The following is a 25532-nucleotide window of genomic DNA, read 5'->3' on the forward strand; positions in this document are numbered from 1 at the left end:
GGTGGCTCCGGAGACTCGGCTCACTTCGATGTCAGCACCGACTGGGATGCTCCTGCGCATGAAGCAGAAGATCATGCCCACTCTCACCCAGATCACCGGAACACATGAGGTCCCTTCCGACCTGAGGCGTCAGCTCGTCGACTGCTGGATCGCAGTCACGAACGCGGGTGGTGCTGCCGGATTTCCTTTCCCCCCAGTCCATGACGACGACGTCGCACCGGTCGCAGACGAGCTCCTCAGCCATCTCGACCCGTCGCGCAGCCGCCTCATCATCGCCAGGTTCGGTGAGGCTCTTGCCGGATGGGTTGTCCTCAAAAGTGATCCCTTTCGGCTCGTCGCACACTGGGGAACGGTCCACCACCTCCAGACCCACCCCGGCTTCCGCAGCCTTGGTGTCGGCTCCGCTCTCATGCGAGAGCTGCGGACGGTGGCCCGTGACGAGCTGGGGCTTGAGCAGCTCCGTCTCACAGCCCGGGGGAGAGAAGGGTTGGAGGACTTCTACGGCCGCCTGGGATGGCGGGAGGTCGGCCGCTGGCCCAGCGCCTTGCGCTTCGCGCCCGACGACACCCGAGACGAGGTCCTGATGCTCCTCGATCCCCTCTGACCGACAACCCCTGAGGCGTGTCCTTTCGATCACTCGCGAGCCCAGATGAGGGTGGCGGAGAGGTGGAGGGCAGCCTGATAAACGATGGCCAGCTTGTCCGTCCGCATGGCCAGACCGCGCCACTGCTTGAGCCGGTTGATGCACCGTTCGACCGCGTTGCGCTGCTTGTATGTCGCGGCGTCGAAGACAGGTGGCCGACCACCGGTTCGGCCTCGCCGCAGACGGTGGCGGATCTGGTCGGAGGGCTGAGGGATGACTGCTCGGATCCCGCGTCGGCGGAGATGACTTCGGATCGCGCGGGACGAGTACGCGCGGTCCGCCAGGACGGCGCCTGGTCGGGTCCTCGGTCTTCCCGGCCCGCTTCGCGGAACACGAATGCCGGCCATGACGGCATGGAAGGCTGGTGCGTCGCCCGCCTGGCCCGCGGTGACGCGGAGGGCCAAGGGTCGTGCGTGGCTGTCGCTGGCGAGGTGGACTTTCGTGCTCAGGCCGCCGCGGGAACGTCCGAGCGCATGGTCGTCAGGCTCAGCCCGATCTGGCGCCCCTTTCTTTCTGGCTCCGGCGGCGTGCTGGTGCGCTCGGCAGACGGTGGAGTCCACCGACACGGTCCAGCCGATGTCGTCAGCACCGTCGGCCACTGCCAGAAGCACGGCGAGGATCCGTTCCCAAGTGCCGTCCACGGCCCACCTGAGCAGCCGTTTGTGAGCGGTCTGGAACGAGCCCAGCTCATCTGGCAGGTCCCGCCAGGGCGAGCCGGTGCGGTATTTCCACGCGATGGCCTCCAGGGTTCGGCGGTGATCGGCCCATCGCCGACCGCGGACCGGATCGGCCGGCATCCACGGCTCGATCCGGTCCCACATCGCATCAGTGATCACTAACCGGACGGACACAACGGATCAACCGACAAGCGAATCAAGGAGACACGCTCTAGGGGTCGGCGAGGTGAGGTGGTTGTTGTCGCCGGTCGTCGCCCGCCCGATGCCACCGCCGGCCTGAACGGACCGGGCACCGGCCACAGGCAGGGTGCCATCGCTGCGGGTGAGCGCGAACACCGACACAGCCAGCCCGATCACCCCCACGCCAGCTCCCACCACGCTGGCGATCTTGTCCACCTTCTCCAGATACGCCAGTCCCACGACCAGCACCAGTCCCACGACCACCGCAGCGCACACCACCGCGACAGCCGTCCATCCCCAAACCCCCTCGTCCAACAGCTCTTCCAGACCAGCCCCGTCCCTGGGCCGTCCACCGAACCTAGCGGCCGGCGGGTCCGGACGGGCGGGGTTCACCCCGGACGACCCCGAGAGCGATGGGAGGCGGCAGGGGCCGACTCCCGCTGGTTGCGGTACCGAAGGTGCCACCTCTGCTTGCGGCTTGTGGCAGCGTTCTCACCAGTACCCCGTGTTACGCCAGGTGCTTCTTCGGTCGGGGCTGGGCGTCGAGGAGTGCCCACCAGGCGTGGCCGTCGTGGTCGGTGTGGGCGCCGCAGGCGTCGACGGTGCGCAGTACCGCGACCTCCGCCGGGACGGGTCCCGCATCGTCCTGTTCGCCGGTCTGGTGGTTGAGGACCATGACGAGGATCTTGTCGTTCTGGTCGGCGAGGTGGACGCTGACGCGCTTCCCGCCGGCTGCCACGGCCGTGTGGACGAGGCCGTGGACTGTCTTGAGGAAGTCGTGCTCGTCGAGCAGTGGGTAGTCCCACTCGGCTACAGCAAGCGCGGCTTGTCCGGCGGCTTTCTTAGCCGCCCACTGGTCCGCACGGAACGCCAGCACCCTTGCCCGCCGACTGGTGACGACCAGCCGGGGTGGCACCCCGGTGAGCGATTTCGGCTTCGTCGTCGGCTGCGGCCGCGGCGGTTCCACCGGCTTCTTCTGCGGAGGCGGCGACTTCGGAGGAAAACTCGGCGGAACCTTCGGACCCCTGGCTTCCACAACCTCGCTCATATCCCACCACGCTACGCCGGTTGACTGCCCCGGCGCACGGGCATCGACCACAGTCGTCCACCGGCAACCCGTGTGAGGGCTCCCCGCTCGGGCGCCCCCTCGTGGGGATCGCAGCTCGATGCTCCCCTCGGGGACTGTCACGAGATGCGGGCATGCGGCAGAGCGGGTGCGGCGCCGCTGGAACGGGCGGGGGCTGGCCGTGCCGTTCTTACCGGCTTGCCGTTGATCTCCGGTGAGCAGCCGATGGTCCCCCGTCGCGGACCCACCAGCTGCTGCTGCTCACACCGCGGCGGTGCGTTGACACCGCCTGAGGGAGGGAACGCCATCATGAAGAAGACCGCGATGCTCGCCGCGACCGCGGCACTCGCCACCACGCTCCTCGCCGCACCGCAGGCTAGCGCTGCCACGCATCAGGGCGGGCTGCACTTCGGCGCGCTACAGTTCGACGGCCCGGGAGCGGATCTGCCGCAGACGAACGCGAAACTGAACGCCGAGTACGTCGACCTCCACAACAACACCCGCACCGCCGTCCAGCTCCGCGGCTACACCGTCAGGACTGCTTCCGGATACCTGTACACGTTCCCCACCTTCACCCTGGGCGCATGGAAGACGGTCAAGCTGAAGAACGGCCAGGGCGCCAACAGCACCGGCACCGTGTTCCGGAAGAAGAACAACTTCTGGTTCAACAACTCCTCCGGCTCCCTCACCCTCACCGCGCCCGGCGGCACCAAGAAGGACACCTGCTCCTGGCGGGCCAACGGCCGCGGCTCCACCACCTGCCACTGACACCGCGCCCGCTCCGGCCTGTCCGACCGAGACGCTGGGCCAGGCCGTCGCCCTTTCCGCGGGCGCTCGCGCCCGGCCCCTCGGGGGGATCGACCGCCCTCCGGTTCGGGCCGTCCGGAGCGACCCGAAACCGCTCGTTGCCGAACAGCTCGGCCGGACTGACCTCCGCACGTCTGACCACGGCAGGCGGCGCCGGGCCGTGGGAACCGACCGCCGACTCGTACGAATGGCCCGGCGCGCCCCATCCCCGCCCCTGAGAGGAACCCCCATATGACCACCATCGGCGACCCGACATTGTGCGTCGACCGCGCCCGGGTGCGCGGGGCGGCGGCTCGTATCGCTCCCGCGCACAGCGACTTCATGGACCAGCACCGCGCCTGGTATGCCCTGGTCGGCACGAACCTGTACTACGTCCGCGAACTGCTGGGGCAGGCCACCGGAGAGCCCGCCCCGGATGTCGTCACCTCTCGGAAGATCCTTGACGCGCTCGGCTTCCCCGTTTTCGCCCTCGGGTACCGGGACCTCCTGGACCACGGCCACCCTGCCCACCGCGAGTAGCACGGAGCCCGGCGGTGGGTTGCCCGGCGACCACGGTTGCTCTGCCGCCGGAGTCGGCCACCGTGACCAGGCTGCCGCTGTAGCCGCCGGGTCCGAGGGAATTGCAGCAGGCGTCAGCTGCCGTACGTGTACTGCGTCCGGTTGTCCACCGGGCTGGTGCCAGCGGCGTTGACGGCCTGGACGGAGACCTTCGTGGAGGCGGTGTCGGCCGGGGCCGTGACGGTGCAGGAGGTGGCGGTGCAAGCCAGGCCGGTCCCATTGCGGCCGGTCCCGAAGGTGACGGCGGTGGTGTCGGCCAGGTTGGTGCCGGTCAAGGTCACCTTGTTGCCTCCGGCCGCCGGACCGCCTGCTGGGCTGACCGCGGTGATGGTCGCTGGCCCGTACGCGTACCGGCCTGCGGCTACGGGGGCGCTCCAGCCGTACGGGTTGTGGACGCGGACGTCGACCATGCCGATGACACCGGCCGGGACCTTCATGGTGCAGATCGTCGGTGAGGAGCAGTTGCCGGAGGCGGCGTAGTTGGTGCCGAAGGCGACGCTGTTGGCGCCGGTGAAGTTGGTGCCGGTGATGGTCACCAGGTTCCGGCCTGCCACCGGCCCGTTGTTCGGGCTGAGCGCGGTCAGGGGCGGGAGGGGGGAGGTGTAGGTGAAGCGGGTGGCGCTGTTGGCCGCGCTGGTGCCGCCGGGATTGGTGGCCCGCACGTCGACCGCGGCGCCTTCAGTGCCGGAGGGGGGTGGTCGCCGTGCAGGTGGTGGACGAGGTGCAGGAGACGTTGGTGGCGTTGCGGCCGGGGCCGAAGGCGATCGAGGTGGTACCGGTCAGCGAGGTACCGGTGATGGTGACCTGGGTGCCGCCGGCGGCCGTTCCCGAGGTCGGGCTGATGCCGGTGACCACGGGCAGCCGGTGGTAGATGTAGTAGACGTCCGGGCCGTGGCCGAGGCTGTCGCCGCCGTCGGTCTCCAACGACACCGGGTAGGACGTCGCGTACTGGCCGGGCGGGACCGTTCCGGTGCAGGTAGTGGCCGTGCACACGACGTCGGTTGCGTAGGCGTCGGTCCAGAACGCGATCCTGGTCGCCTTCGGATCGGTGCCGACCAGGTTGGTTCCAGTGATCTTGAGCGTGTTCCCGCCCGCCTGCGGGCCGGCCGCAGGGCTGATCGAGGTGACCTGCGGCCGCTCAGCTGCCGCTGCGGTCCCTGACACCGTGACGAGACCGGCCAGGGCCAGCAACGCTGCGGCGACGGCAGCAGCCCGGTTTGTGAACCGGCGCCGGCGGGCGGGAGATAGGCCGGAGGATGTCATGAGGTGGTCCTCTCTGAGAAGCTCCCGGCACGGTCGGGAACCCGGCGGGTCCCCGACTCTCACGCCGAGAGGTCGCATTCCTGACCGGCGCTGGCCGGCCGTGTGACCGATCCCCTGTACTCGCTTAGCAGCAGCCGAACGTGGCAGAGGTTGTCGGAGCCCGAGACGATGACGCAGCCGCATTCTGGTCAGCGGAATCCTGCGCAGGGCGGAGCAGCTAGGCCAGGGTCTGCAGGCTCGCCGCCGACAGGTTCCCCGGCCGGCAGCATCGAGCTTTTGGGGCTTCGACCGAAGGCACACGTCCATCGGGCCCGGCGGGGTTAGGCGGCGGGGTCGTAGGTGATGCGGGCGTTGGGGCAGTCGGCCGCGTACCGCAGGAGTGCCTCGCGCTCGGCGGGGTCGACGGCCAGGCCCCAGCGGTGCTTGGTGGCCACCCATTCGCCGAGGTAGCGGCAGTGGACCGCGGGCATCGGCATCCAGGTGGCCGGGTCCTGGTCGGACTTCTGCCGGTTGGAGCGGGCGGTGACGCCGACGAGGGTGACGTCGGAGCCGAGGTCGTTGGCGTAGCGGCGGCGGCGTTCGGTGGTCCAGCCGTAGCCGCCGCTGTCGTGGACTTCGGCGAGCGGGACCATGTGGTCGATGTCGACGCCGGACGGGCCCTGGACGAGGACGTCGTCGTAGTAGGAGTGCCACACCCCGCCGGTCAGGGAGCAGCCGGCGCCGACGGTCGGGGCTTCGATGGCCTCGGCGATCAGGACGTCGTTGCGGGCGGTGCAGCCGTTCTTGCAGAGTAAGCCCGGGACGCGGTGGCAGGGTTGCCCCTGCTCCGTCTCCCCGGGCTTCTCGCCGAACCCGCCGTGCGCCTCTCGGCGCAACGGGCTCTCCACGACACCTGCCGTCAGGCCGGTTGCGTCCATGGGTTGGGGATCTTGCTGCCGCGATGGCGGTACCGGACGATCGGGATATCCGCGATCCTCCGCAGCTTGACCTCGCCCGCTGTGATCGGCTGCCACTCCCCGGAGGGGGTGCAGCCGCCGTCGGACGTCTCCGAAGCTCCAGTCGTGCCGCGATCGCAGCATCCGTACGACTCTCCACCAGGTGAACGCATCCACCATGGCGAAGACCCGTTTCGCGATCGCGTACTTGAAGTACTGAGCCCATCCGTGTCTGATCAGGTTGAGCCTGGTCAGCACGTGTTCCATGTCGTGTTGCGACAGCCTGTGGGTCAGGGCACGAACCTTCATCTTGACCGAGCGCACGGCGCGCCGGGAGATGTCGGTGTAGACGTGCCACTTGTTCGTCCCTCGCTTGCGGCGCCACTGGATGCGGAACCCCAGGAAGTCGAACCCCTCGCTCAGGTGGACGATCCGGGTCTTGGCTGGTGACAGCCTCAGCCCGATCTGCGCCAGAACCTGTGCGATCTCGTCGCGCAATGCCGTGGTGTCCTGCTCGGTCCCATGGACCATGACCGCGAAATCGTCCGCGTAGCGGACGATTCGCCATCTTGGCAGGCCATCGCGGCGCCGGTTGCGCCTCAGCCGGTCGGTGGACAACACCCCGCCGTCCTCCCACGCCCCGTGCACGTGCTCATCGAGCACTGACAGAGCGATGTTGGCCAGCAGCGGGGACAGGATGCCCCCTTGCGGTGTACCGGTCAGGGTGTCCCGTTGCTCGCCGATTTCCGTCAGGATCCCGGCTTTCAGGAACGCCTTCACCAAGCCCAGGACCTTCTTGTCCTTGATCCTCCTCCTGACCCGATCCATCAGTGCGGCGTGGTCGATCTCGTCGAAGCACGCCTCGATGTCCGCGTCCAGCACCCAGCGGTAGCCCTTGGTGCCAAAGGAGTGGATCTCGGCAATCGCGTCCTGCGCCCGCCGCATCGGCCGGAACCCGTACGAGACCGGCTTGAAGTCGGCCTCGAAGATGGGCTCCAGCACCAGCTTCAGCGCAGCCTGGACGACCCGGTCCGCGACGGTCGGAATTCCCAGCCGCCGCAGTTTCCCGGACCCGCCCGGCTTGGGAATCTGCTTCTCCCTCACCGGCAGGGCTCTGAACGCCCCCGACCTGAGTCGGGCGCGAAGGTCGTCCAGAAACCGCAGAACCCCGATCTGCTCTTCCACGTCGGCGACCGTCAGATCGTCGATGCCGGCAGTACGGGCCCCCTGGTTTCCCGCGACCCGGTCGAACGCCATCGTCAGCGTCGCCGGGTCGTGCACGAGGTTGAACAGGTCGTCGAACCGGCGGCCAGGATCGGCCGCCGCCCAACGGTGAAGTTTGGCCTGCATCTCCGATACCCGCTGCCGGGGCCCCAACGGAGCCTCGTCTGGCGGTGCGCCGTCATTCGCCGGTGCGTCTTTCGGCATTGCAGCCTCCTCCCCTCTCGATATCGCTGCCGCCCTTCCCCATGTGCCGGGATCTCCCCGGCTCGGAGTACTACGGCGGCTCCGCCCCACCAGGCCATTCGGCGGTCGATGCGCCTATCCCCTCCCGCACGGCTGGAAGCCGCGGGTCAGGGAACCGCACCTGGTGGTTCCCGTGTTCACTGTGATTCGCTCGATGGAGTAGGAGCCCGGCTATGTCCCCGCGGCATCGCCATGAGTACGCCGCAGACATTCCTCATGGCCTCCGGGTCAGCGACAACAGACCTCCCCAGGAGTTCCGACCACCCTTGCGGGTGATCGTGCGCACCGCATCCGGCCCATATCCGCCAGGTTGGAGCCGGTGGAAGAGTGAAGGACGTAACAACGCCGGTTCCTCGCGTACTCCTCTCCATCACGCTCGTCGGACCCACGTCATCTGGCAGTGCTGACGCGTCCCGTCTTTGTCAGGGCTGCTCCCGTCCTCCCCGGCACCACCCGGATCAGACTGCCCTCAGCTTCACCGTCCTGCTGCGACAGGATCAGCAGCGGGGGTCTCTCACCCTCGCTCGAACCACAGCGCCTCACGGCGCAAGTCGTCGTCCTTCCAGTGCGGGTACAGCTCCCGCTTGTAGCCGTCGCGGATCTCCTCTGCCACCGGCAGTGCGGTGATGCCGTCGATGAGGGTGACCTCGTCGGCCTGGGCGGGGGAGGCGGGGGCGAGTACGGCGAAGGCGAGGGCAGCGGCCATGAGGCCACGCCGGAAGTTTGTGATCATGAACCTGGTGATACCGGCTCAGCAGTGCACCGATCGAGCCGGGATCGGGCGTCTCACTCCACCGGGGGAGGGGATTCACCGCAGAACCGTGCCTGCTTCCGCCGATCCACCCGAAGGCGGTGGCACCGGTTTGTCGAGGAGCTCACCTCGCTGGCGAGTGCCGTCGGAGCCGCCGGTGAGGGTGCACCCGTCGTGGCGGACGACCCGGTCGATCATCGTGGCGGCCACGACGATGTCGGAGAAGTCTCTCCCCGCGATCAGCGATGCGATTCGGAGATCGTGGCGACTGATCGCAAGGGGACAGCCGGGGTAGGAGGAGATCCTCGGCGAGTGGCTACGGGGCACTGTCGTACCTGCCGCCTAGGATCCGGGCGTGGCAGACGAACAAGTAGACGAACCAACAGCCCGGCAGAGACTCGTCGAGCTCAAGTTGGCCAGCGAGGCAGCACGCGTCGAGGCGCTGCAGGGGCCGTACTCGGCGGAGCGATGGCGCCACTGGTTGGAGGCGGCGGCCGTCTTCGGTGACGCGGTGACGGAGCACGCCAAGCAGTACGGGCTGGAGAATCGATTCAAGCTGGAGAAGGACGTTGTGACGAAGGCGCTGCACCCGAGTCCGGCTGAGGACTGACAGACATCACGCCCGGTCCGCTGACGTTCAGATGCCCCACCCTGGGTGGAGGCGGCAAGGCCCTGCGGCGGGCCGGCTTGGTGGTGTACGCGCGGTTCGGGGTGGCCTGCGATGACGTCCTCCGGGCGAGCGTCCGCAGGGCGGCGGCCGGCGGCGGTTTCCAAGCCACCGTGTCGCTGGTGGAGGCGGGTTTCCAGGGCCGGCGGACGTCGCGTGGCCACCGTTGGTGGTCTCGTTGACGGCGGTGCGTATCCCTACGATGGCCGCTATGGCCTCTGAGTGGGAAGTTCGGTTCCGGTCGCTGGACGGTACGAACCTGGTGGGGACGGTGACGCCGCCCGTAGGAGCGACCACCGGGCTCGCTGTGCTGGTGCACGGTGCGGGGGTGACGCGGGAGGAGGGCGGCTTCTTCACTAGGCTCGCGGTCGGCCTGGCCGGGGCGGGCGTGAAGTGTCTGCGGTTCGATCTTCGGGCACACGGGGGGAGCGGTGGCCGCCCTCACGACATCACGATCGCGGGGATCGCCAACGACATCCGGGCCGCCAGCGACCGGTTGCGGCAGGAGATCGGCGTGGACGGTCCGCTCCATGTGATCGCGGCGTCGTTCTCCGGGGGCGCGGCGGCCCTGCACGCGGCTTCCCGGCCGCGGGATCTGGAGCGTCTGGTGCTGCTGAACCCGCGTCTGGACTACCGCGACCGGTACGTCGACAGTCGCCCGTACTTCCGGGGCGACTACATCACCGCCGAGGCGGGCCGGGACCTGGATGAGCGGGGCTTCACCGAGATGTCGCCGTTCGAGCTGGGCAGGGCCCTGCACAACGAGGCCTTCCACCTGGACCCCGAGGTGTACCTGCGGGGGGTGCGCACGCCGGTGCTGATGGTGCACGGAACGAAGGACACCTTCGTCCCGGTGGAGTCCTCCCGCCGGTATCTGCCGCACTTCGCCGGTCCGGCCGAGCTTCTCGAACTGGAAGGTGCGCAGCACGGTTTCGCCGTGCACGAGGATCCCGGCTATGCGGATCCGCAGACGCAGCTGTGGCAGGCGCAGGTCATCGAGCGGGTGACGGGTTTCCTGACGGTTTAGACGGTCAGGGCGGTGAGAGCCTGACGGAGTTCGCGTACGGCGGGCCGTCGGGCGTGGGGGCGTAGCTGGGCGGCGGTACGGCGCAGTTCTCTGAGGGCTTGGCCGTAGCCGGGGGCGGCGGCAAGGCGGAGTGCGGTCAGGCCGGTGGACGCGGCCTGGTCGGGTTCGCCGGCTGCGGCCAAGGCGCCGGAGAGGTGGGCGGTGAAGAACGCCCGGTCTCTCGGGGCGAACGCACCCCGGGTCAGGTGCTGCTGGAGGAGGTCGACGGCGCGGCCGGCCTGGCCGGCCTCGCGGTGGCTGATGGCGCTCTGGGCCATCAACCGGTCCAAGCCGTATCCGGCGCACAGCGGGCCGCTGCAGCTTGCGGGTTCGGCGGGCGGGGCCTGGTCGAGGGCGTGGTGGGCGGCGGCGAGGGTGCGGGCGACGGCGTCGGGCGGGGCACCGGTCAGCGCGAGCGCGCGGGCTTCCTGCTGGAGGGCTTCGGCCTGAGCCCGTGGCGGAAGCGCCCAGGGGCCGTGGGCCGCGGCGTGTGCGAGGTCGAGCATGCGCGCGGGATCGTGGCGGTCGGTGGCCTGGGCCTTGCGGAGCAGGACGTAGGCGTGCATCGGTCCGTCACCGGTGACGGTGGCCCACTCGGCCGCCCGGTCGTGGAAGTAGACCGTGACGTGAGCGGGTGATCCCCCGTCCCGGTGGAGCCAGGCGGTGAACTCGGCTGCCCGGGCCCCGATGGACAGCAGCTCGCTGCGGACCGGTGAGGTGACCTCACGGACCAAGGCGTCGATGACGGCCAGGAGTTCCATCGCGGCCGGCAGGACCTGGCGTGGGCCTGTGCTGCTGTCGGCGCGGGCGATCTCATCGAGGGCGGCGCGCAGGTGACCGGCCAGGCCGTGACCGCCGTACCGGCGGGCGTTCGCGAGCGCGGCCTCCAGCCGCCCCGGCCCGCCGACCGGAGCGAGCCAGGACGTCGCCGCGACCCCGCCCTGCAGAAACGTCCGCCTGCGCACCGCGTCCTCCTCGACGCCGGTTGCCCGTTCTTCGGCAGTGCCGGCGGGCGGGGTGAAACCCAGCTCCTCCAGGGGGCAGTGGAACATCGCCACCAGGATGCGCCGTGCCTGGATGTTGGGCCACCCGGGCCTCGCGGATTCCCACCGTCGCACCTGGCGCACGTCGATGCCGGCGGGCTCGCCCAGCGCGGCGGCGTGCGCCGCGTAGGCGTCGGCGACATCGGCCTGGCTGTGCCATCCGCGTTCGCGGCGGGCGGTACGGAAGGCGGGGTTCCCCGGCTGTTGGGACATGGCGACCCTCAGGACGGCTGCAGGCTGCACCGGGATCGGGCCGGTGCTGTGTGTACCCAAGACACTACTCCCGCGAAATGTCCTGCGATGTGTCCTCGTTGCTTCCCGCGCCCGCTTCTACCGTCCGAGGTGAGGGTTACGCAGGCGGTCTGCCAGAGCCCGGCCGCACCGACTGTCGAGGGAGGACACGTGAGGACACCCGTGCGAGCTCACACGTTCCGAGCCGTGAGGGAGGAGGACACCCTTCGTAGGCTGCCGGTCGACGTCGTCGCGATCAGCGAGAGCGTCTCGACGATCCTCGAACCCCGCGACATTCCCCCTCCGGCCGCCCTGCGTGGCCTGTGGCTGTCCTGGCTCGACGGCCACCTCAGACTCCTGCTGTCCGTCCTCGATGCCCGCGGCCAGGAGCCGCCCAGTACCGGAGACGCCACGCTCGTTGCGGACGCGGCCGCCTACGTCGATGACATATTGGGAGATGGGCTGGAAGATGACGCCCCGGCGGCGTACGTCCAGCTTCAGGAACTCGCGCGCACCTGCGGCATCCTTCTGGGCCTCGCCACCGACCTCACCGCGGTACCGAACACGACAGGGCACTCGGACCGTTGAGGCGAAGGGACGCGATGTGAGGGCGAGGGAGCGCGGGTCCGGATCCGATGCGCCGCTTCCTCGCAGCTGTTCTCGCCCAACGGAGCGCGAGGCCGCTCTGCTTTCGTGGCCGGTCAGCAAGGGACGCACAGACCAACAAATGTGATCACCGCATGGAGGTGTTCCGGGCAAAACCGGGCTCTTTCCGGTGCTCGTTAACGGCAGGCTTCGCCGAATCCGTTGATGAGTGACGGCGCACAACACGCGCCGTGACCATCGAAAGATCGGAAGCCTTCGCATGACCTGGGAGTCGGTCGAGCACATCTCGACCATCTTGAGCGCGGTCAACGCGCTGGGTGCCCTCGGGTACCAGCCCTGGGCCGTGAGGTTGCTCAGGTGCCTGCCCCGCAGCAAGGAACCGGCAACGCCGGGACCACCCCCGCGCCTGCCAGAGCAACCCCATCGGTGCGCGGGCCGTACCGTCGTACGGGTCGAAACCCCCGACGGCCACGTCGTGACCATCTGGTCGAACCACCCGCCCGCCGTCGCGGCGCCGAACGGGGAGTCCTCTCTGTGGTAGCCGACGGAACGTCCGGCGAGGCGCTGCTGCGCCGGCCGCCGGACGCGGAGCGCCGGCTGGAGGCTATCTACCTCGACTACCTGCGCGAGGCCAACGCGCGCCTGTCGAAGTTCTCCGCGCTGCCGCCGACACAGCGCGAAGACGTCGCCCAGGAGGCCTACATCAACGTCTCGGAGAGCCTGCGGCTGCGCGGCTTCGACCCGGGCGAGAAGCTGATGGCCTATCTCCTGCGAGCGGCGGAGAACCTCGCCAAGGACGGCCTGCGCCGCGAACGGATGATCCCGGTCGACGACGAACTGCTCGATGTCCTGCGCGAGCAGAAGACGGCTTGGCCAGAGGACACAGACGACCGCCGGGCCGAACTCGTCGAGGACGCGATCGAGGCGATGACCGAAGGCAGACAACGCCAGGTGGCCGCACTGATGCTGGCGGGCCTGGAATCGAAGGAGATCGCGGAGGAGCTCGGCATATCCACCACCCATGTCCGGGTACAGCGCCACCGGGCGGTGCGGGAACTGCGGCAGCGGCTCCAGGACCTTCCTACACGGCGGCCAAGAGAAACACAGCAAGGGGAAGAGGGCTCAGGTGAGTGACATGAGCGGGCACGGCGGCCGGCGCGGCGGACAGCAGGGTCCGCCGACGTCTCCATCCGGCTTGGAGGGGCTGCTGGCCGCGCTGAGGGGCCCCATCGACTTCTGGGACCGTCCGGCCGGTGACTGGCCCGGTGACCCGGGCGCCGACGGCACCTCCGACCAGGCGCGCGCCCACGCGAACGCCTGCTACCGGCTGGGAACGAAGGCGCTGCGACGCGGCGAACTGCAGTCGGCGGCGAACTGGCTGTCTACGGCGGCCGAGCAGGACCACCCCGGAGCCCTGTTCCGTCTCGCCGTCGTCACCCACCGCCTCCTCGGCGACGAGGGGCTCGACGACGTGCTCTTCCTGCTGGCCGCGGCGGCCGAAGCGGGTCACGGCGACGCACGCCCCCTCGCGCGGCTGGCGGCTGCCTCCGGCCCCGGTACGCCCGAGCCCGGTGAGGACGGCGCCCCCGCGGAGGACCCGGAATTCGCCGACGAGCTGCGCCGAGCCCTCACCCGCGGACACACCCCACCCCACCCCACACCCGAACCGGAAGGGGTCTGGGCGACCGGGCACGGCCAGCCCGCCCCGGCCACCCCCTCCACCGGATTCCGCCCACCTGCCGCCGACAGTCTCACCTGGTCGGTAAACCCGCTCCGACCTCCCGGCCTGACCGTAGCCGCCCGTCAGGTCCCCGGCCGCAGCCCCGCACCCGAACGTTGGCGAACCGTCGAAAGGTCGCTGCGCATCCTGCACACCCTGCAGGGATCCTCGGTGGCCCTGAGCGCGGCACAGCTGGCCAAGGCCACCAGCCTTCCCAAGCAGATCCTGGAGCGGCTCCTGGTCTGGCTCTGCGGACAGGGCCTAACCCAGCTCCTGGCCGACGGAGGGTTCGCACCCGGTCCCGTCCTGGGAACACTCACCGACCGCCGGGCAGGGCCCGCCCAGGACGCCGTGCAGCAGACACTGGCCGCGCTGCGCGACGCGGTCGGGGCCGCCGTATACGTCAGCCGCTACACCGACGGGGAGGTCGACATCGCCCGCTACTCGGCGGGCCCCGCAGCCCCACAGGTGTACGAGTGGGTCGACTTCAAGGCGTCCGCGCGCGCCAGCGCCGTCGGCAAGAGCCTGCTCGCACAACTCTCCTACGAGGAAAGGATGGATCACCTCTCCCGCCACCGGGCGGCACGACTGACCTCACGGACCATCACCGACCATCGGCTGCTGTTCCACGATATCGACGGACGCGGTCCCGACGCACCCCAGTTCGACCGGCAGGAATACTCCACCGGCGAGGTGTGCGTCGCCATCCCCCTGCACCGCGGCGGCGGCGCCGACTGTCTCGCGCTGTCCCTGCCTGTCGCCCAGCAGCACCGACTCGAAGAAGCCGCACGGATCCTGTCACGCAGGTCCAACGCCGTCCTGCTGTCGCTACTGCTCGCGGGCGAACCCCCCATGGAGCGATCCGCGCAGATGCAGGGAGCGATCGTCGTGGTCCCGCCCCTGGAATGGACCCAAAAGCCACAGGATGCCATCACCCTGGTGCCGCCCCAGGCAGTGCTGATCCCCCAGCACTCCAGAAGCGCGCCACCGACCCCCGAGCACGGAATACCAACCGACCCCGCCACCACGTCCCCAGCCCGAGGGCCTAACCCGCCCGGTGCGGAAAGGAGCAACCACCAGCACAACGACTTCTTCAGCGACACCCTCGTGCCACCCCCGACAGGACACGAGAACACACCGGACCCGAGGCCTCTGGTCGCAATGGCGCCCATGAACGAGGTATGCCCGGCGTGACCTCGCCGGTCCTCCAGGACGAGGGATCAGGCCGTGGTGGCCAAGCCCTCGGGCGGACAGTGGCGCAGACGGCGATGCGGGAAGCCGGAAGGCCTTCCGGTCCCGTAGGCCGTGCGGGCTTTCCGCGTGGCCAAGACACATATACAGGGAGAAGTTCACATGCTTGGTGCGCGACGAAGCCTGATGGTGGCGATGGTGGCCGGCGCGGCAATGATCGGCAGTGCTGCGATGGCCTTCGCCGATGCTGATGTGCAGGGAGCAGTCACGTACTCGCCCGGAGCGGGCTCGGGCAACCTCGTCCAGGTGCCGATCCACATCCCGGTCAACGTCTGCGGCAACACCGTCATCATCATCGGGCCACTGAACCCATCGTTCGGCAACATCTGCGGCAACGCCTGATCCGGACGGTCCGAAGACCCCGGTCCACGCTGCCGAACAAACGAGGCGGCGTGGACCGGTGACCCGGCCGACCACAGAGCAGCGGCTGCGCCTCGATCGCCCTCGCGGTGAGCTGGCCGGCTGTCGGTGGCTGTTGGTGCAAGCGCCCGCAGCACCTCGCAGCGGGCAGCCGAGAGGCCGCCCTGGCCCGCGTGCCTTGTCCTATAGCCTTGCTCGGTCGCCTGCTGGGGCTGGAACGAGGCCGGGAGAGAAACATCGTGGAGAAGGTCCTTATCGCCGGTGGAGCCGGCTACATCGGCAGCACGGTCGCTTCGGCCTGCCTGGACGCGGGCATCACCCCGGTGATCCTCGACAACCTGGTTCGGGGCCGCCGTGAGTTCACCGAGGGCCGCACCTTCTACGAGGGCGACATCGTCGACGGTGCGCTGGTGGACCGGATCTTCGCCGAGCACCCGGACATCTCCGCCGTGGTGCACTGCGCCGCGCTGATCGTGGTCCCGGAATCCGTCGCGGACCCGATCGGCTACTACACGGCGAACGTGACCAAGAGCCTCGAGTTCGTCAGCCACCTGCACCGCAACGGCTGCGACCGGATCATCTTCAGCAGCTCGGCCTCCATCTACCAGGCCGAGGACGGCTCGCCGGTCAACGAGGACTCGCCGCTGGCGCCGCAGAGCCCCTACGCGCGGACCAAGGCCGTGTGCGAGGAGATGTTCGCCGACATCTCAGTGGCCGGCCCCCGCGTGCTGTCCCTGCGGTACTTCAACCCGATCGGGGCCGATCCCGAGCGGAGGACCGGGCTCCAGCTCAAGCGGCCCAGCCACGCCCTGGGTGTGCTCATCCAGGCGCACCAGGAGGGCCGCCCGTTCCCGATCACCGGGACGAACTACCCGACGCGAGATGGCTCGGGCATCCGGGACTACGTGCACGTGTGGGATCTCGCCGCGGCTCACGTCGCGGCGATCCAGCGCTTCGACTCCATCCTCACGGAGTCGAAGCGCTCGATCGCGATCAACCTCGGCACGGGCAGCGGGACCACGGTCCGCGAGTTGTGCGAGGCGTTCAACAACGTCGTCAGCGCGCCCCTGGCCACGATCGACGCGGACCCGCGCCCCGGCGACGTGGCCGGCGGCTACACCAAGAGCGACCGGGCTGCTCAGCTGCTGGGATGGACGCCGAAGCTGTCCTTGGAGGACGGTATCCGATCCGCGCTGGAGTGGATCCCGGTGCGCGACGAGCTGCTGAAGGACTAGGTTCTGTCTCTTTGGTCAGCGTCGGGTCCAGATGAGGATGCCGGCGAGGTGGAGTGCGGCCTGGTAGGCGATGGCGAGCTTGTCGGTTCGTGTGGCCAGGCCGCGCCACTGCTTGAGCCGGTTGATGCAGCGTTCGACCGTGTTCCGCTGCTTGTAGACCTCTCGGTCAAAGCCAGGCGGGCGGCCGCCTCGGTGGCCTCGCCGCAGGCGGTGGCCGATCTGGTCGGACGGCTGCGGGATGACCGCGCGGATGCCCCGGCGTCGCAGGTGGCTGCGGATGGCTCGGGAGGAGTAGGCCCGGTCGGCCAGAACGACGAAGGGGCGGGTCCGCGGCCTGCCCGTGCCTCTGCGGGGCACCCGGATGCGGGCCATCACCGTCTCGAAGGCGGGTGCGTCACCGGCCTGGCCTGCGGTGACGGTGAATGCCAGCGGCCGTGCCCCACCGTCCGCGGCCAGGTGAACCTTGGTGCTCAGCCCGCCGCGTGAGCGTCCGAGCGCGTGATCGGAGGGCTCGCCGGAGCGGGCCGCCCCCTTTTGCGTGCGCCGGCCGCGTGCTGGTGGGCTCGGACGACCGTGGAGTCCACTGACACGGTCCAGTCGATGTCGTCGTCGGCGTCCGCCGCTGCCAGGACGGAGGCGAGGATTTTCTCCCAGGTGCCGTCGACGGCCCATCTGAGCAGTCGTTTGTGAGCGGTCTGGAACGACCCGAGCTCGTCGGGCAGGTCCCGCCAGGGCGAGCTCGTGCGGTACTTCCAAGCGATGGCCTCAAGGGTGCGGCGGTGGTCGGCCCACCGCCGGCCGCGGACCGGATCGGCCGGCATCAGCGGCTCGATCCGGCCCCACATCGCATCAGTGATCACTAATCGGACAGACACATCCGATCAACTGACCAACCCATCAAAGAGACACGCTCTAGCCCTTCACCCGCCCGCTTCGCCCCTCCCGGACGTCTGCCGGGACAAGCGCCGCTTCGAGGGCGAGGATGCGCTCGACGGCGGGCCCGATCCAGGCCCCGTCCCACCGGTGCACTGCCGGGGCGTCCCGGTAGGCGTCATGGGGGACATCGAGCCTCTGGAGTAGCCGGCGGCCGGCGATCCAGTCGGCTCCCAGGGTTCCGACACCCCCGAGCGCGATGCGGCGGGCGCCGCGGAGGGCGTCCGCGTGACGGCGAAGGTTCCGCCGTACGTCGTACTCGTCGAGCCGCGCGGCACTGCCTGCGACCCCCACGAGTTGCGGGCGCTGCGGCCGGTCGGCGAGCAGCGAGGCGTCCCAGACGCTGGCCACGCCGAAGAGGTCGGGATGCCGGGCAAGCAGGTTCAGCACAGCGAAGCCGCCCTTGCTGAAGCCCAGCAGGTGCACCAGCGCCCGGAATCCCGTCGAGGCTGCGGCCGTACTTGCTGCCGTCCCCTTCTCGACGGGCAGGGCGAGTACGACCCTGTGCACCCGCTGCTCGGGGAGAACCACGGTGACGGGCCTTGGCCGTTCTGGGTCTGATCAGACCGTAGGGCCATGTGCGCTGGAGTGCGGCGAGGGCCTTGCCGTCAGGTGCTGGCGTTGCCGTGGTTGTCGATCACGGGAATGAGGACGCGGAGACGGCCCAGCTGTTGAGCACCCTGCTGCCGAAGCCCTCCTCCTGCGCTGACATCCGACATAGCTGTCGGCCAGCGCGGCCTCGGTTGCAGCTGTGCTTACACGGTGGCTGTCCAGAGGCCCTGCGATGTGAAGAGAGCCAGGCGCCGGAGGCTGTTGGCTCAGGCGGGCTCGACGTGGAGCAGCAGCAGGTCGAACTCGGGGCCGTCGGGTGTGTTGCGGTAGGGGCCGGCGTACTGGTAGCCGAGGCGGGTGTAGAGCTGGCGGCCTCGGTCGTTGGTGGGCAGGGCGAGCAGGGAGGACCAGTTCGGGGCGATGGCGGTGATGAGGGCTTGGTGCATGCGGGTTCCTATGCCCTGGGATTGCCAAGGCTGGCGGACGGCCAGCTCGCACAGTCCCATCAGCCGTTCGGTGCGTGCGGCTTCGGGGACGGTGGGGAGGAGGTCGGTGCCGAACCAGTAGGTGGCGGTGCAGGGGAAGGCGTAGCCCATGCCGGTGGGGGTGCCGCCGGAGTAGGCGATGACCAGGGTGATGCCTTCGTGGCGGAGGTGGCCGGTGATCTGGCGGCGGAGCGCGGGGACGGACAGCCCGGCGGTGGCAGCCTGGGGGTTGCTGACGAGTTCGGGGTGGGCGTCGGCCCAGATGTCGGCGGCGACGTCGAGCAGGGCGGGGACCTGGCCCGGGCCGTAGGTGCGGATCACCGTGTCCGTGCTGGTGCTGGGGGTGGTCACCTTGTCCTCCTAGCTGCTGGCCGTGGTGGTGCGGTAGGCGTCGAGCCAGTCGGCGACGGCTGGGACGGCGGTGTGCCGTTGCAAGGCGCCGGCGACGTTGTGGAGCTGGCGGAGCAGCCGGTCGGAGCGGACGTCGGGGAGGTAGCTCAGGACGCGGTGGGCTGCTTCGGCGGCGGCTTCGGGCTCGGGTCTGGACCTCACTGCATGCTGGATCGCGACGTCGCCCAGATACAGGGCGCGGTTGCGGGCGAACTGGTCGCCGTGCAGAAGTACGGCCTGCTCGGCGCCGGCGGCGGCTCGCTCGTGCTGGTCGAGGTCGGCACGGGCCAGGGCTTCGAGGCCAGCGAGCTCGGCGGGGGTGAAGAAGGTGAGCCAGTCGGGGTCGGCTTCTGCGGGGCCTTGGGCGTAGAGGTGGTGGGCGCGGACGATGGCCCGGTCGGTGGCGTCGGCATCGCCGAGGAGCGCCCAGCCTCCGGCTTCGCGCATGGCCATGAGGGCGAGCATGCGGGCGGATCCGTAGGTGCGTACCGCGCTCTGGGCGCCTTGGGCGGCGGCTACGGCCTCACGGGGGCGCCCGGATGCCTTGGCGACCAGGGACAGGCACCCGAACGCGTGGCCTTCAAGGGCGAGGTCGTCAGCGATACGGGCCGCGGCGAGGGCTTCGCCGTACAGGCTGCGCGCGTCAGCGGGGCGGCCGGAGTCGAAGGACAGCCATCCGGCCGCGACCGACAGATGGCCGGTGGCGATGCGCAGCTGGCGCCCAGTGCGTTCGGTGTAGCTGCCGTCTTGTAACCACTGGTAGGCAGTGTGCATCGCGGTGGACGCGGACCGGCGCAGCTGCGCCGATCCGTGCTCGGTGTCGTGGGCGTAGATGGCGGTGACGGTCCGCGAGACCGTGCGGACGTCGGCGGCCCCGATCCGGCCGGTCCGTTCCGCGGGCAGAGGAAGCAGCGCCAGGGCGGCACCGGCGCCGTCGAGCAGGAAATCGCGGCGGTCCACCGAGGCCTGCGACAGGTGGCTCGTCGTCGCGGTGGCGGGGGCCGGTGTGGCGGTGAAGCCCAGTTCCGACATCGCTCGGCCGCTGATCTGGGTGAGGATCCGCCGGTATACGGCTCGGGGCAAGGTCACGTCCCCGTCCTCCCAGGCGGCGACCAGCCGCGCGGTGCAGCCGACGTTCTCCCCCATGCTCGCTCCGGTGTCGACGACGAACTTGGCGAACTCGCTTCGGGACATCTGCAAGTCCAGCTCGCGTACGGAACGCAGCTGGGCGTTGGGGGGATGCCGTCTGCCGGCCATGCTCCATCTCCATATCCAGGCGGGTGGATGCCGAGACCGTACCGGTCCCGCCCAGGACATGCCCGCCAGTCGGGCCCATTTCACCCCGCCTGGGCGGCAATTACATCGCTCTTGCATCGCCGCGGCGTCGAACCCGCCGTACGGCGGCTGCTTGCGTGGACCTGGGACACGAACGCCAGCCTCGGGAGGCCCTCATGCCGGACACCTTTGCCGCTCTCAGCGCCCTCGTGCCGTCCGGGGTGGGGGCGGCACCGATAGGCGCCGTGGCGGTGTACGCCGTCGTCCCGTCCGAGGCCGACTCCCTACGGGTACTGGACGAACTGCGGTCCTACGCCGCCGGACAGGGTTGGCACGTTCCGGCCGGCTGCGCGGCGGTGGACGTCGGCCCGCTCGGCGCGGACCTGAACCGGTCGGGGTGGCTGCGGGTGCGGCGCACGGTTCAGGCCCAGGCGGTCACCGGGCTCGTCGTGCCGTGCTTCGCCCACATCGGCTACCGGTGGGCTGACTGGAACCGCGAGTGGACGTGGCTGCTGAGGCACGGCCTCTTCGTTGTGGCCACCGATCCCACCGAACTGTCCGTCGGAGTCTCTCCAAAGGAAGTGACACACCCATGAGCGGCTTCCACAGCGTCGTACACGATCCCGACGGGCGACTCGGGCACGAGCTGCCGCTCGACCGCGAACCGCACTTCCGGCTGGCCGCGTCCGTCCTGGCCTGGACGCCGGAAACGGTGCCGCCGGTGGCGGATACCGCGCTCGCCGTGCTGGAGCTGACCGGGCACGCGCGGCTGCTGCGTGACGAACTCGCGGACCGGATCGGGCGGCTGCCGGACGACTGCGAACTTCGCCAGCTCCTCACCTACTCCTTGGGCGAGGCGAACCGTCGCCTGTCGCCGGCGGCGGCATCCCCGTGCGGTGACCTCGCCCACGCGCAAAACCGCGCCCGCCTCCTCCAGGCCCTGTACGGCGCACTGGATCGGCTGGAGGCAGAGCACCCCGTAAGCGGCCTGTCCCCACGGTCACGGTCCGGAGCACAAGCACACGAGGTTCGCCCCCTCACCGGCGGCTGAACTCCACAGCTCCCGCCCCGGCCAGGGGCGGGCAAGCGGGCCGCCGGGGGAGAACCCGTGCGGTCCGCGGCACCACACGGTTCGGGCAGTGGGCCCGTGCCGGAATCGGCAAGGAAGGAAGAGCCCAATGGAGAAGTCCAAGTCCGGTATCGCCGCAGCCAGCATCCCGGCGCCCGCGCAGCACATCGAGGAGATCACCGGCCCCGTGGTGATTGCCGTCGACGTCGAGGACGAGGAGTAGGTCTCCTCTCCCGCGTCCTGACCTGGCGCCCCTCCCCTCGGCCCCGTTGGGGCCCGGGGAGGGGCGCCCCTCGCTCTTTGACCCGTCTGGAGGTTGCAGTGATTCACGTGTTCGTCGGGCCGACCCTGCCACGGTCCGAGCTTGCCCTACCCGGCGTACGGCCGTGGCCGCCTGTCCGGCACGGCGACCTGTTCGACAGCGCGATTCGCGCAGGCGACACGGCGCTGATCATCGACGGGGTGTATCACCAGGCGCCGGCGCTGCGGCACAAGGAGATCCTCGAGGCGATGGGCCGGGGAGTCCGGGTGATCGGTGCCGCGAGCATCGGTGCGCTGCGGGCGGCCGAGCTCGCGCCGTACGGGATGCTCGGCGTCGGCAGTGTCTACGCCGCCTACGTCCGCGGGGACATCGACGGCGATGACGAGGTGGCGGTCGGGCAGGCCCCGGACGGGACGTCGACGGCGCTGACGTGGCCGCTGGTCAACGTGCGGCACGTCCTGGCGCTCGCCAAATCCGCCGGGGTCATCGATGCCGAGCGGGCTACCACGCTCCTCGCGGCGCTGCGCGCGATCTACTACCCCCAGCGCACGTGGGCCGCCGTACGGGCGGTGTGCCAGCGCGAGGGCGAGAGCGCGTTGGTCGACTGGCTGGCCAGGCAGCGGGAGCAGGACCGGTACTTCGGTGACCTCAAGCGTGTTGACGCGCTCGCCGCCGTACGGACCGCGCTCGGCTCCGGCCCGACGACCGGTTCGGGCTCCGGCCCCGCGCCGGTGTGGGAGACGGCCTACTTCCGGCGCTGGTCCAACGCCTTCGCCCGCGAACGCCTGGACGGGACCGCGCTGTCCACCGAGGACCGCCTGGTCTACCAGCAGGTCTTCGACCCCACGTTCCGCGAGAAGTGGACGGCCTACCTCGAACACCTCTCACAGCATCCCGCCGACGGCGGGCCGGGGCTAACTCTGCCCGAACGGCTTGCCCGGGTCTCGGACGGGGATCTCCCGGCCGACCGCGTCTTCCATCCGCAAGTCGACCTGCGCAACGAACGGACCACGGCGGTGCTCCTGGCCGGCGAGACCGTACACGACCGCCAGGCCGTCGCCTGCTATGCCGATGCCCTCGCCCGGTATCGGCGCGAGCGCCCGGGGTTCTCGGCAGCAGCGGTGCGCGAGGAAGCCGCACGCGCCCTGTTGCTGCGGGTGTGGCGCTGCCTGGAGCGCGAGTTCGACGTGGAGGCGTCCGCGCGGGGGCTGGTGTGCGGGGCGCGTGCCGTGGAGGCAGCCAAACGGCTGGTGCCCGGATTCCTGGAGGAGACCACGAGAAGGGAGGCGGCCGGTGTCGTACGTTGAGGAAACGCTGGCGCTGCCCGGCACGGTGCGGGCCCGGATGCCCGAGAAGACCTGGGCCGCTGTGGCCGGGCACCTGCCCGAGTTCGGCATTACCCGGGTCGCGGACCTGACCGGCCTGGACTGCATCGGCCTTCCGGTCTTCACCACGATCCGCCCGGCATCGCGGACCTTGACCACCGCGCAGGGCAAGGGCGCCACGCCTCTGCTGGCGAAGCTGTCGGCCGTCATGGAAGCGATCGAGCTGTGGCACGTCGAGCAGCCGCTGCCAGTCATCGCCTACGGCCCGGCCGCCGAAGTCGCCCCCGGCTGCCCGCTGGCCGCGCTCCCCCAGACTGCCCCGTACCCCGAACGTGCCCTGACCCGGATGCGATGGGATTGGGCAGCCGGCACCGCTGTGGTGAGCGGGACGACGGTTCTGCTGCCGGTCGACCTGGTCCGTCGCCGGGCGCAGCGGCCCGCGTGGACCCCGGATGTGTGGCGCGCCACCAGCACCGGACTCGCGTGCGGCAATACCCGGGACGAGGCACTGCTGCACGCCTTGTTCGAGGTGGTGGAGCGCGACGTGCTGTACCGGGACGGGCAGGTGGGCGGGCGCCAGCGCACCCTGATCGCGCCCGGGACGGTTGAGGACCCGCACGGCCGGGAGGTGATCGGGCGGCTGGCGGCTGCGGGCATGTCGTTGGAGATCTCGCTGGTGGACGGTCCGTACGGGTTGCCGGTGTGTCTGGCGTACCTGTGGTCGGAGGACTACCCGGTCGTCTTCGCCGGCGGTGGCTGCCACGGCAGCCCGGCGATCGCGTTCACGCGGGCGGTGACTGAGGCGGCGCAGTCGCGCCTCGCCGCGATCGCGGGGACCCGGGACGACCTCCCCTCCGACCCGGGCAGCTTCGACGCCATCGCCTTCCGCCCGGCACCAAGCGCAGGGCTTGCGCCGTGGCCGCAGGCGGCGGCCCGATTCGCCCCAGTCGGCGGCACTTTCACCGAGCAGGCCAGAGCCGTGGCCCGCCGGATAGCTCACGTCACCGGGCACGAACCGGTGGTCCTCGACCTGTCGGCCACCGGCGGTCTCGTTCACGCCGTGCAGGTGATCTGCCCAGGCACCCGCTCACGGATCGGAAGGTTGATGCCCCGGTGAACACCGAACACGCCACGGCTGTGGCGCCGCTCGCGCCCGGTACGACGCGCTCGTCGCAGTACGACGCCTTCCATGCTGCTCGGGCCCGCACCGATCTCGTTGCCCGCCTGTACGCCGAGGCGATGGGCGAGGACTACCCGGCCGAGGTTGCGGCCTCCAGCTCCTGCGACTGGCCCCTGCTGGGGCTGATGGCCGCCCGCCTGCGCATGAGCCCCGGCCAGCTCCTCGTGGACGCCGGATGCGGCACCGGCGGTATCGGTCTGTGGCTGGCACGTGCTCTCGCCGTCCGCCTGGACGGCTTCGACCTCTCACCCGTCGCCGTCGCCCAAGCCGCCGCCCGTCGCTCCCACTTCCTCGCCGCCAGGGCCGATCGCGCGGTCTTCCGCGTCGCCGAGCTGGAGAACACCGGCCTGCCCACCGCTCACGCCCACGGCATCGTGTGCGTGGACGCCCTCGGCCGCGCGGCCGACCGAGGGGCGGCGCTACGCGAACTCGGCCGCGCCCTGACCCCCGGCGGCCGCCTGCTCGTCACCCGGGCGCTGCGGCGCGGTGCGGAACCGGCATGGCACCAGCAGGTGGCAGCCGCCGGGCTGGCCCAGGAGCACCTGGATGAGAGGCCCCAGGAACCCGCGGTGTGGGAGCGGCTCTACCGGCTGTGGATCGCCCACGGCGACGATCTGCGGCGCGAGCTGGGCCAGGCGGCCGCCGAGGCGATGCTCCACGAGGCGCACCAGGTGCTTCCCACCCTGCCCAGACGGCGGGCGGTCCTACTGACCCTGCGGCGCCTTCCTCGCACCCCGGACAGCCCGGAAACGGCCGCTAGGATGGCCGAGCTCAGCCACCCGCCCGGCAGGCCCGCGTCCATCGAGAGGACCCCGCAGTGACCCAGAACCGCGTCCGTGCGGCGGTGTTCTCGGCCGGATCCTGGGGCACCGCGGTGGGCAAGATCATGGCGGACGCCGGCACGAGCGTGGTCATGCACGCGCGGCGCAGCGAGATCGCCGACGCGATCACCACGACCCGCCGCAACCCCGGCTACTTCCCGGACATCGAGCTGCCGCACAACCTGACGGCCACCACCGACCCGGCCGCAGCCCTTGACGGTGCCGACTTCCTCGTGCTGTCCATCCCCGCGCAGTCCCTGCGGGCGAGCCTGGCGGCCTGGGCCCCACACATCGGTACAGACACCGTGATCGTGTCGCTGATGAAGGGCATCGAGGTCGGCAGCGGGCTGCGGGCCAGCCAGGTCATCACCGAAGTGACCGGCATCGGCGCCGAGCGGGTCGCGGTGCTGTCCGGCCCGAACCTGGCCCGCGAGATCATGAACGGCCAACCCGCAGCCGCGACCATCGCCTGCCCCGACCAGGACGCCACCCACCGCGTCCAACAGGCCTGCCACACCTCGTACTTCCGGCCCTACACCAGCACCGACGTGACCGGCTGCGAGCTCGGCGGCGCCGTGAAGAACGTGATCGCCCTCGCGGTCGGCATCGCCTCCGGCATGGGAATGGGCCACAACGCGCAAGCCATGCTCATCACCCGCGGCCTGGCGGAGACCACCCGCTGGCCGTGGCCATGGGAGCCCACCGGCGACCCTG

27 protein-coding genes and 1 pseudogene are annotated in these 25532 nt (G+C 70.2%); 16 read left to right on the forward strand and 12 right to left on the reverse strand.

What is annotated here, in order from left to right; all coding sequences use genetic code 11:
- Nucleotides 1-58 precede the first annotated feature (58 nt).
- A complete protein-coding gene (locus Sspor_RS00985; protein ID WP_237403574.1) occupies nucleotides 59-604 on the forward strand; it encodes a GNAT family N-acetyltransferase in 546 nt (181 codons plus the stop codon).
- 29 nt (nucleotides 605-633) lie between these two features.
- Here Sspor_RS00985 and Sspor_RS00990 read toward each other — a convergent pair whose 3' ends face one another.
- The 3 genes from Sspor_RS00990 to Sspor_RS01000 all read right to left on the reverse strand — a co-directional run bounded on the left by Sspor_RS00990 (nucleotide 634) and on the right by Sspor_RS01000 (nucleotide 2548).
- Nucleotides 634-1464, reverse strand: a complete 831-nt coding sequence (locus Sspor_RS00990; protein WP_237403579.1) for an IS5 family transposase — start codon at nucleotides 1462-1464, stop codon at nucleotides 634-636.
- A gap of 36 nt (nucleotides 1465-1500) precedes the next feature.
- Complete coding sequence (locus Sspor_RS00995; RefSeq protein ID WP_202197253.1) at nucleotides 1501-1764, reverse strand: hypothetical protein; 264 nt, start codon at nucleotides 1762-1764, stop codon at nucleotides 1501-1503.
- 244 nt (nucleotides 1765-2008) lie between these two features.
- Nucleotides 2009-2548: a hypothetical protein gene (locus Sspor_RS01000; protein WP_202197254.1), complete on the reverse strand. Its 540-nt coding sequence runs from the start codon at nucleotides 2546-2548 to the stop codon at nucleotides 2009-2011.
- A gap of 327 nt (nucleotides 2549-2875) precedes the next feature.
- Between Sspor_RS01000 and Sspor_RS01005 the strand changes: the two genes are divergently transcribed.
- Nucleotides 2876-3334: a lamin tail domain-containing protein gene (locus Sspor_RS01005; RefSeq protein ID WP_237403575.1), complete on the forward strand. Its 459-nt coding sequence runs from the start codon at nucleotides 2876-2878 to the stop codon at nucleotides 3332-3334.
- A gap of 270 nt (nucleotides 3335-3604) precedes the next feature.
- Complete coding sequence (locus tag Sspor_RS01010) at nucleotides 3605-3892, forward strand: hypothetical protein (protein WP_202197255.1); 288 nt, start codon at nucleotides 3605-3607, stop codon at nucleotides 3890-3892.
- A 113-nt stretch (nucleotides 3893-4005) separates the two neighbouring features.
- On the opposite strand, the gene Sspor_RS01015 is transcribed toward Sspor_RS01010, so the two are convergent.
- The 4 genes from Sspor_RS01015 to Sspor_RS01035 form a co-directional block, all read right to left on the reverse strand.
- Nucleotides 4006-4593, reverse strand: coding sequence for an IPT/TIG domain-containing protein (locus tag Sspor_RS01015; RefSeq protein WP_202197256.1), 588 nt, complete (start codon nucleotides 4591-4593; stop codon nucleotides 4006-4008).
- A 16-nt stretch (nucleotides 4594-4609) separates the two neighbouring features.
- Nucleotides 4610-5194: an IPT/TIG domain-containing protein gene (locus Sspor_RS01020; protein WP_202197257.1), complete on the reverse strand. Its 585-nt coding sequence runs from the start codon at nucleotides 5192-5194 to the stop codon at nucleotides 4610-4612.
- A 320-nt stretch (nucleotides 5195-5514) separates the two neighbouring features.
- Nucleotides 5515-7647: a group II intron reverse transcriptase/maturase gene (gene ltrA / locus Sspor_RS41255; RefSeq protein ID WP_308445510.1), complete on the reverse strand. Its 2133-nt coding sequence runs from the start codon at nucleotides 7645-7647 to the stop codon at nucleotides 5515-5517.
- A 463-nt stretch (nucleotides 7648-8110) separates the two neighbouring features.
- Complete coding sequence (locus Sspor_RS01035) at nucleotides 8111-8329, reverse strand: hypothetical protein (protein WP_202197259.1); 219 nt, start codon at nucleotides 8327-8329, stop codon at nucleotides 8111-8113.
- Between the two features lie 373 nt (nucleotides 8330-8702).
- On the opposite strand from Sspor_RS01035, the gene Sspor_RS01040 reads away from it, so the two are divergent.
- Both Sspor_RS01040 and Sspor_RS01045 read left to right on the forward strand, forming a co-directional pair.
- Complete coding sequence (locus tag Sspor_RS01040; protein ID WP_202197260.1) at nucleotides 8703-8957, forward strand: hypothetical protein; 255 nt, start codon at nucleotides 8703-8705, stop codon at nucleotides 8955-8957.
- A gap of 268 nt (nucleotides 8958-9225) precedes the next feature.
- Entirely contained in the window at nucleotides 9226-10041 is an 816-nt protein-coding gene (locus Sspor_RS01045; protein WP_202197261.1) for an alpha/beta hydrolase, read from the forward strand.
- Here the strand turns inward: Sspor_RS01045 and Sspor_RS01050 are convergent.
- Nucleotides 10038-11336, reverse strand: coding sequence for an NsdA family TPR-like regulatory protein (locus Sspor_RS01050; protein ID WP_202197262.1), 1299 nt, complete (start codon nucleotides 11334-11336; stop codon nucleotides 10038-10040). The two genes, Sspor_RS01045 and Sspor_RS01050, sit on opposite strands and share 4 nt — an antisense overlap.
- A gap of 225 nt (nucleotides 11337-11561) precedes the next feature.
- Between Sspor_RS01050 and Sspor_RS01055 the strand changes: the two genes are divergently transcribed.
- The 5 genes from Sspor_RS01055 to galE all read left to right on the forward strand — a co-directional run bounded on the left by Sspor_RS01055 (nucleotide 11562) and on the right by galE (nucleotide 16526).
- On the forward strand, nucleotides 11562-11942 hold the full coding sequence (locus Sspor_RS01055; RefSeq protein WP_202197263.1) for a DUF6415 family natural product biosynthesis protein: 381 nt from the start codon (nucleotides 11562-11564) through the stop codon (nucleotides 11940-11942).
- A 552-nt stretch (nucleotides 11943-12494) separates the two neighbouring features.
- Complete coding sequence (locus Sspor_RS01060; RefSeq protein ID WP_202197264.1) at nucleotides 12495-13094, forward strand: sigma-70 family RNA polymerase sigma factor; 600 nt, start codon at nucleotides 12495-12497, stop codon at nucleotides 13092-13094.
- A gap of 1 nt (nucleotide 13095) precedes the next feature.
- A complete protein-coding gene (locus Sspor_RS40140) occupies nucleotides 13096-14874 on the forward strand; it encodes an IclR family transcriptional regulator domain-containing protein (RefSeq protein WP_237403576.1) in 1779 nt (592 codons plus the stop codon).
- 159 nt (nucleotides 14875-15033) lie between these two features.
- Nucleotides 15034-15273 (forward strand): chaplin, encoded by a 240-nt coding sequence (locus tag Sspor_RS01070; protein ID WP_202197265.1) that lies wholly within the window; start codon nucleotides 15034-15036, stop codon nucleotides 15271-15273.
- Between the two features lie 257 nt (nucleotides 15274-15530).
- Nucleotides 15531-16526 carry a UDP-glucose 4-epimerase GalE gene (gene galE, locus Sspor_RS01075; protein WP_202197266.1) on the forward strand — a complete coding sequence of 332 codons (996 nt, stop codon included), beginning with the start codon at nucleotides 15531-15533 and terminating at the stop codon, nucleotides 16524-16526.
- A 15-nt stretch (nucleotides 16527-16541) separates the two neighbouring features.
- Here galE and Sspor_RS01080 read toward each other — a convergent pair.
- From Sspor_RS01080 to Sspor_RS01095, 4 genes are all read right to left on the reverse strand, one after another.
- Nucleotides 16542-17371 (reverse strand): IS5 family transposase gene (locus Sspor_RS01080; RefSeq protein ID WP_371589749.1). Its coding sequence is split into 2 segments (ribosomal slippage): nucleotides 16542-17030 and nucleotides 17033-17371, totalling 828 coding nucleotides; the frame shifts between segments, so codons are not numbered across the junction.
- Between the two features lie 67 nt (nucleotides 17372-17438).
- A complete protein-coding gene (locus tag Sspor_RS01085) occupies nucleotides 17439-17990 on the reverse strand; it encodes an alpha/beta hydrolase (RefSeq protein WP_202197267.1) in 552 nt (183 codons plus the stop codon).
- Nucleotides 17991-18277: 287 nt separating this feature from the next.
- Nucleotides 18278-18847, reverse strand: a complete 570-nt coding sequence (locus Sspor_RS01090; protein WP_202197122.1) for a GNAT family N-acetyltransferase — start codon at nucleotides 18845-18847, stop codon at nucleotides 18278-18280.
- 9 nt (nucleotides 18848-18856) lie between these two features.
- The gene (locus tag Sspor_RS01095; RefSeq protein WP_202197121.1) at nucleotides 18857-20143 is read right to left on the reverse strand and encodes an NsdA family TPR-like regulatory protein; all 1287 of its coding nucleotides are present in this window, start codon (nucleotides 20141-20143) and stop codon (nucleotides 18857-18859) included.
- Between the two features lie 194 nt (nucleotides 20144-20337).
- On the opposite strand from Sspor_RS01095, the gene Sspor_RS01100 reads away from it, so the two are divergent.
- The 6 genes and pseudogenes from Sspor_RS01100 to Sspor_RS01125 form a co-directional block, all read left to right on the forward strand.
- Nucleotides 20338-20757, forward strand: coding sequence for a hypothetical protein (locus Sspor_RS01100; RefSeq protein WP_202197120.1), 420 nt, complete (start codon nucleotides 20338-20340; stop codon nucleotides 20755-20757).
- The gene (locus Sspor_RS01105; protein ID WP_202197119.1) at nucleotides 20754-21212 is read left to right on the forward strand and encodes a DUF6415 family natural product biosynthesis protein; all 459 of its coding nucleotides are present in this window, start codon (nucleotides 20754-20756) and stop codon (nucleotides 21210-21212) included. Before Sspor_RS01100 ends, Sspor_RS01105 begins: the two co-directional genes overlap by 4 nt.
- Nucleotides 21213-21692: 480 nt before the next feature.
- Nucleotides 21693-22799 carry a TfuA domain-containing protein gene (locus tag Sspor_RS01110; protein ID WP_237403556.1) on the forward strand — a complete coding sequence of 369 codons (1107 nt, stop codon included), beginning with the start codon at nucleotides 21693-21695 and terminating at the stop codon, nucleotides 22797-22799.
- Nucleotides 22786-23934, forward strand: a complete 1149-nt coding sequence (locus Sspor_RS01115; protein ID WP_202197117.1) for a YcaO-like family protein — start codon at nucleotides 22786-22788, stop codon at nucleotides 23932-23934. The genes Sspor_RS01110 and Sspor_RS01115 overlap by 14 nt, the downstream gene beginning before the upstream one ends.
- Nucleotides 23931-24818 carry a class I SAM-dependent methyltransferase gene (locus tag Sspor_RS01120; RefSeq protein ID WP_237403555.1) on the forward strand — a complete coding sequence of 296 codons (888 nt, stop codon included), beginning with the start codon at nucleotides 23931-23933 and terminating at the stop codon, nucleotides 24816-24818. Before Sspor_RS01115 ends, Sspor_RS01120 begins: the two co-directional genes overlap by 4 nt.
- A 65-nt stretch (nucleotides 24819-24883) precedes the next feature.
- Nucleotides 24884-25532, forward strand: a pseudogene (locus Sspor_RS01125) (NAD(P)H-dependent glycerol-3-phosphate dehydrogenase); the annotation flags it as partial.

The sequence above is a fragment of the Streptomyces spororaveus genome, from assembly GCF_016755875.1.
In the GTDB taxonomy this organism is placed as follows: domain Bacteria; phylum Actinomycetota; class Actinomycetes; order Streptomycetales; family Streptomycetaceae; genus Streptomyces; species Streptomyces spororaveus.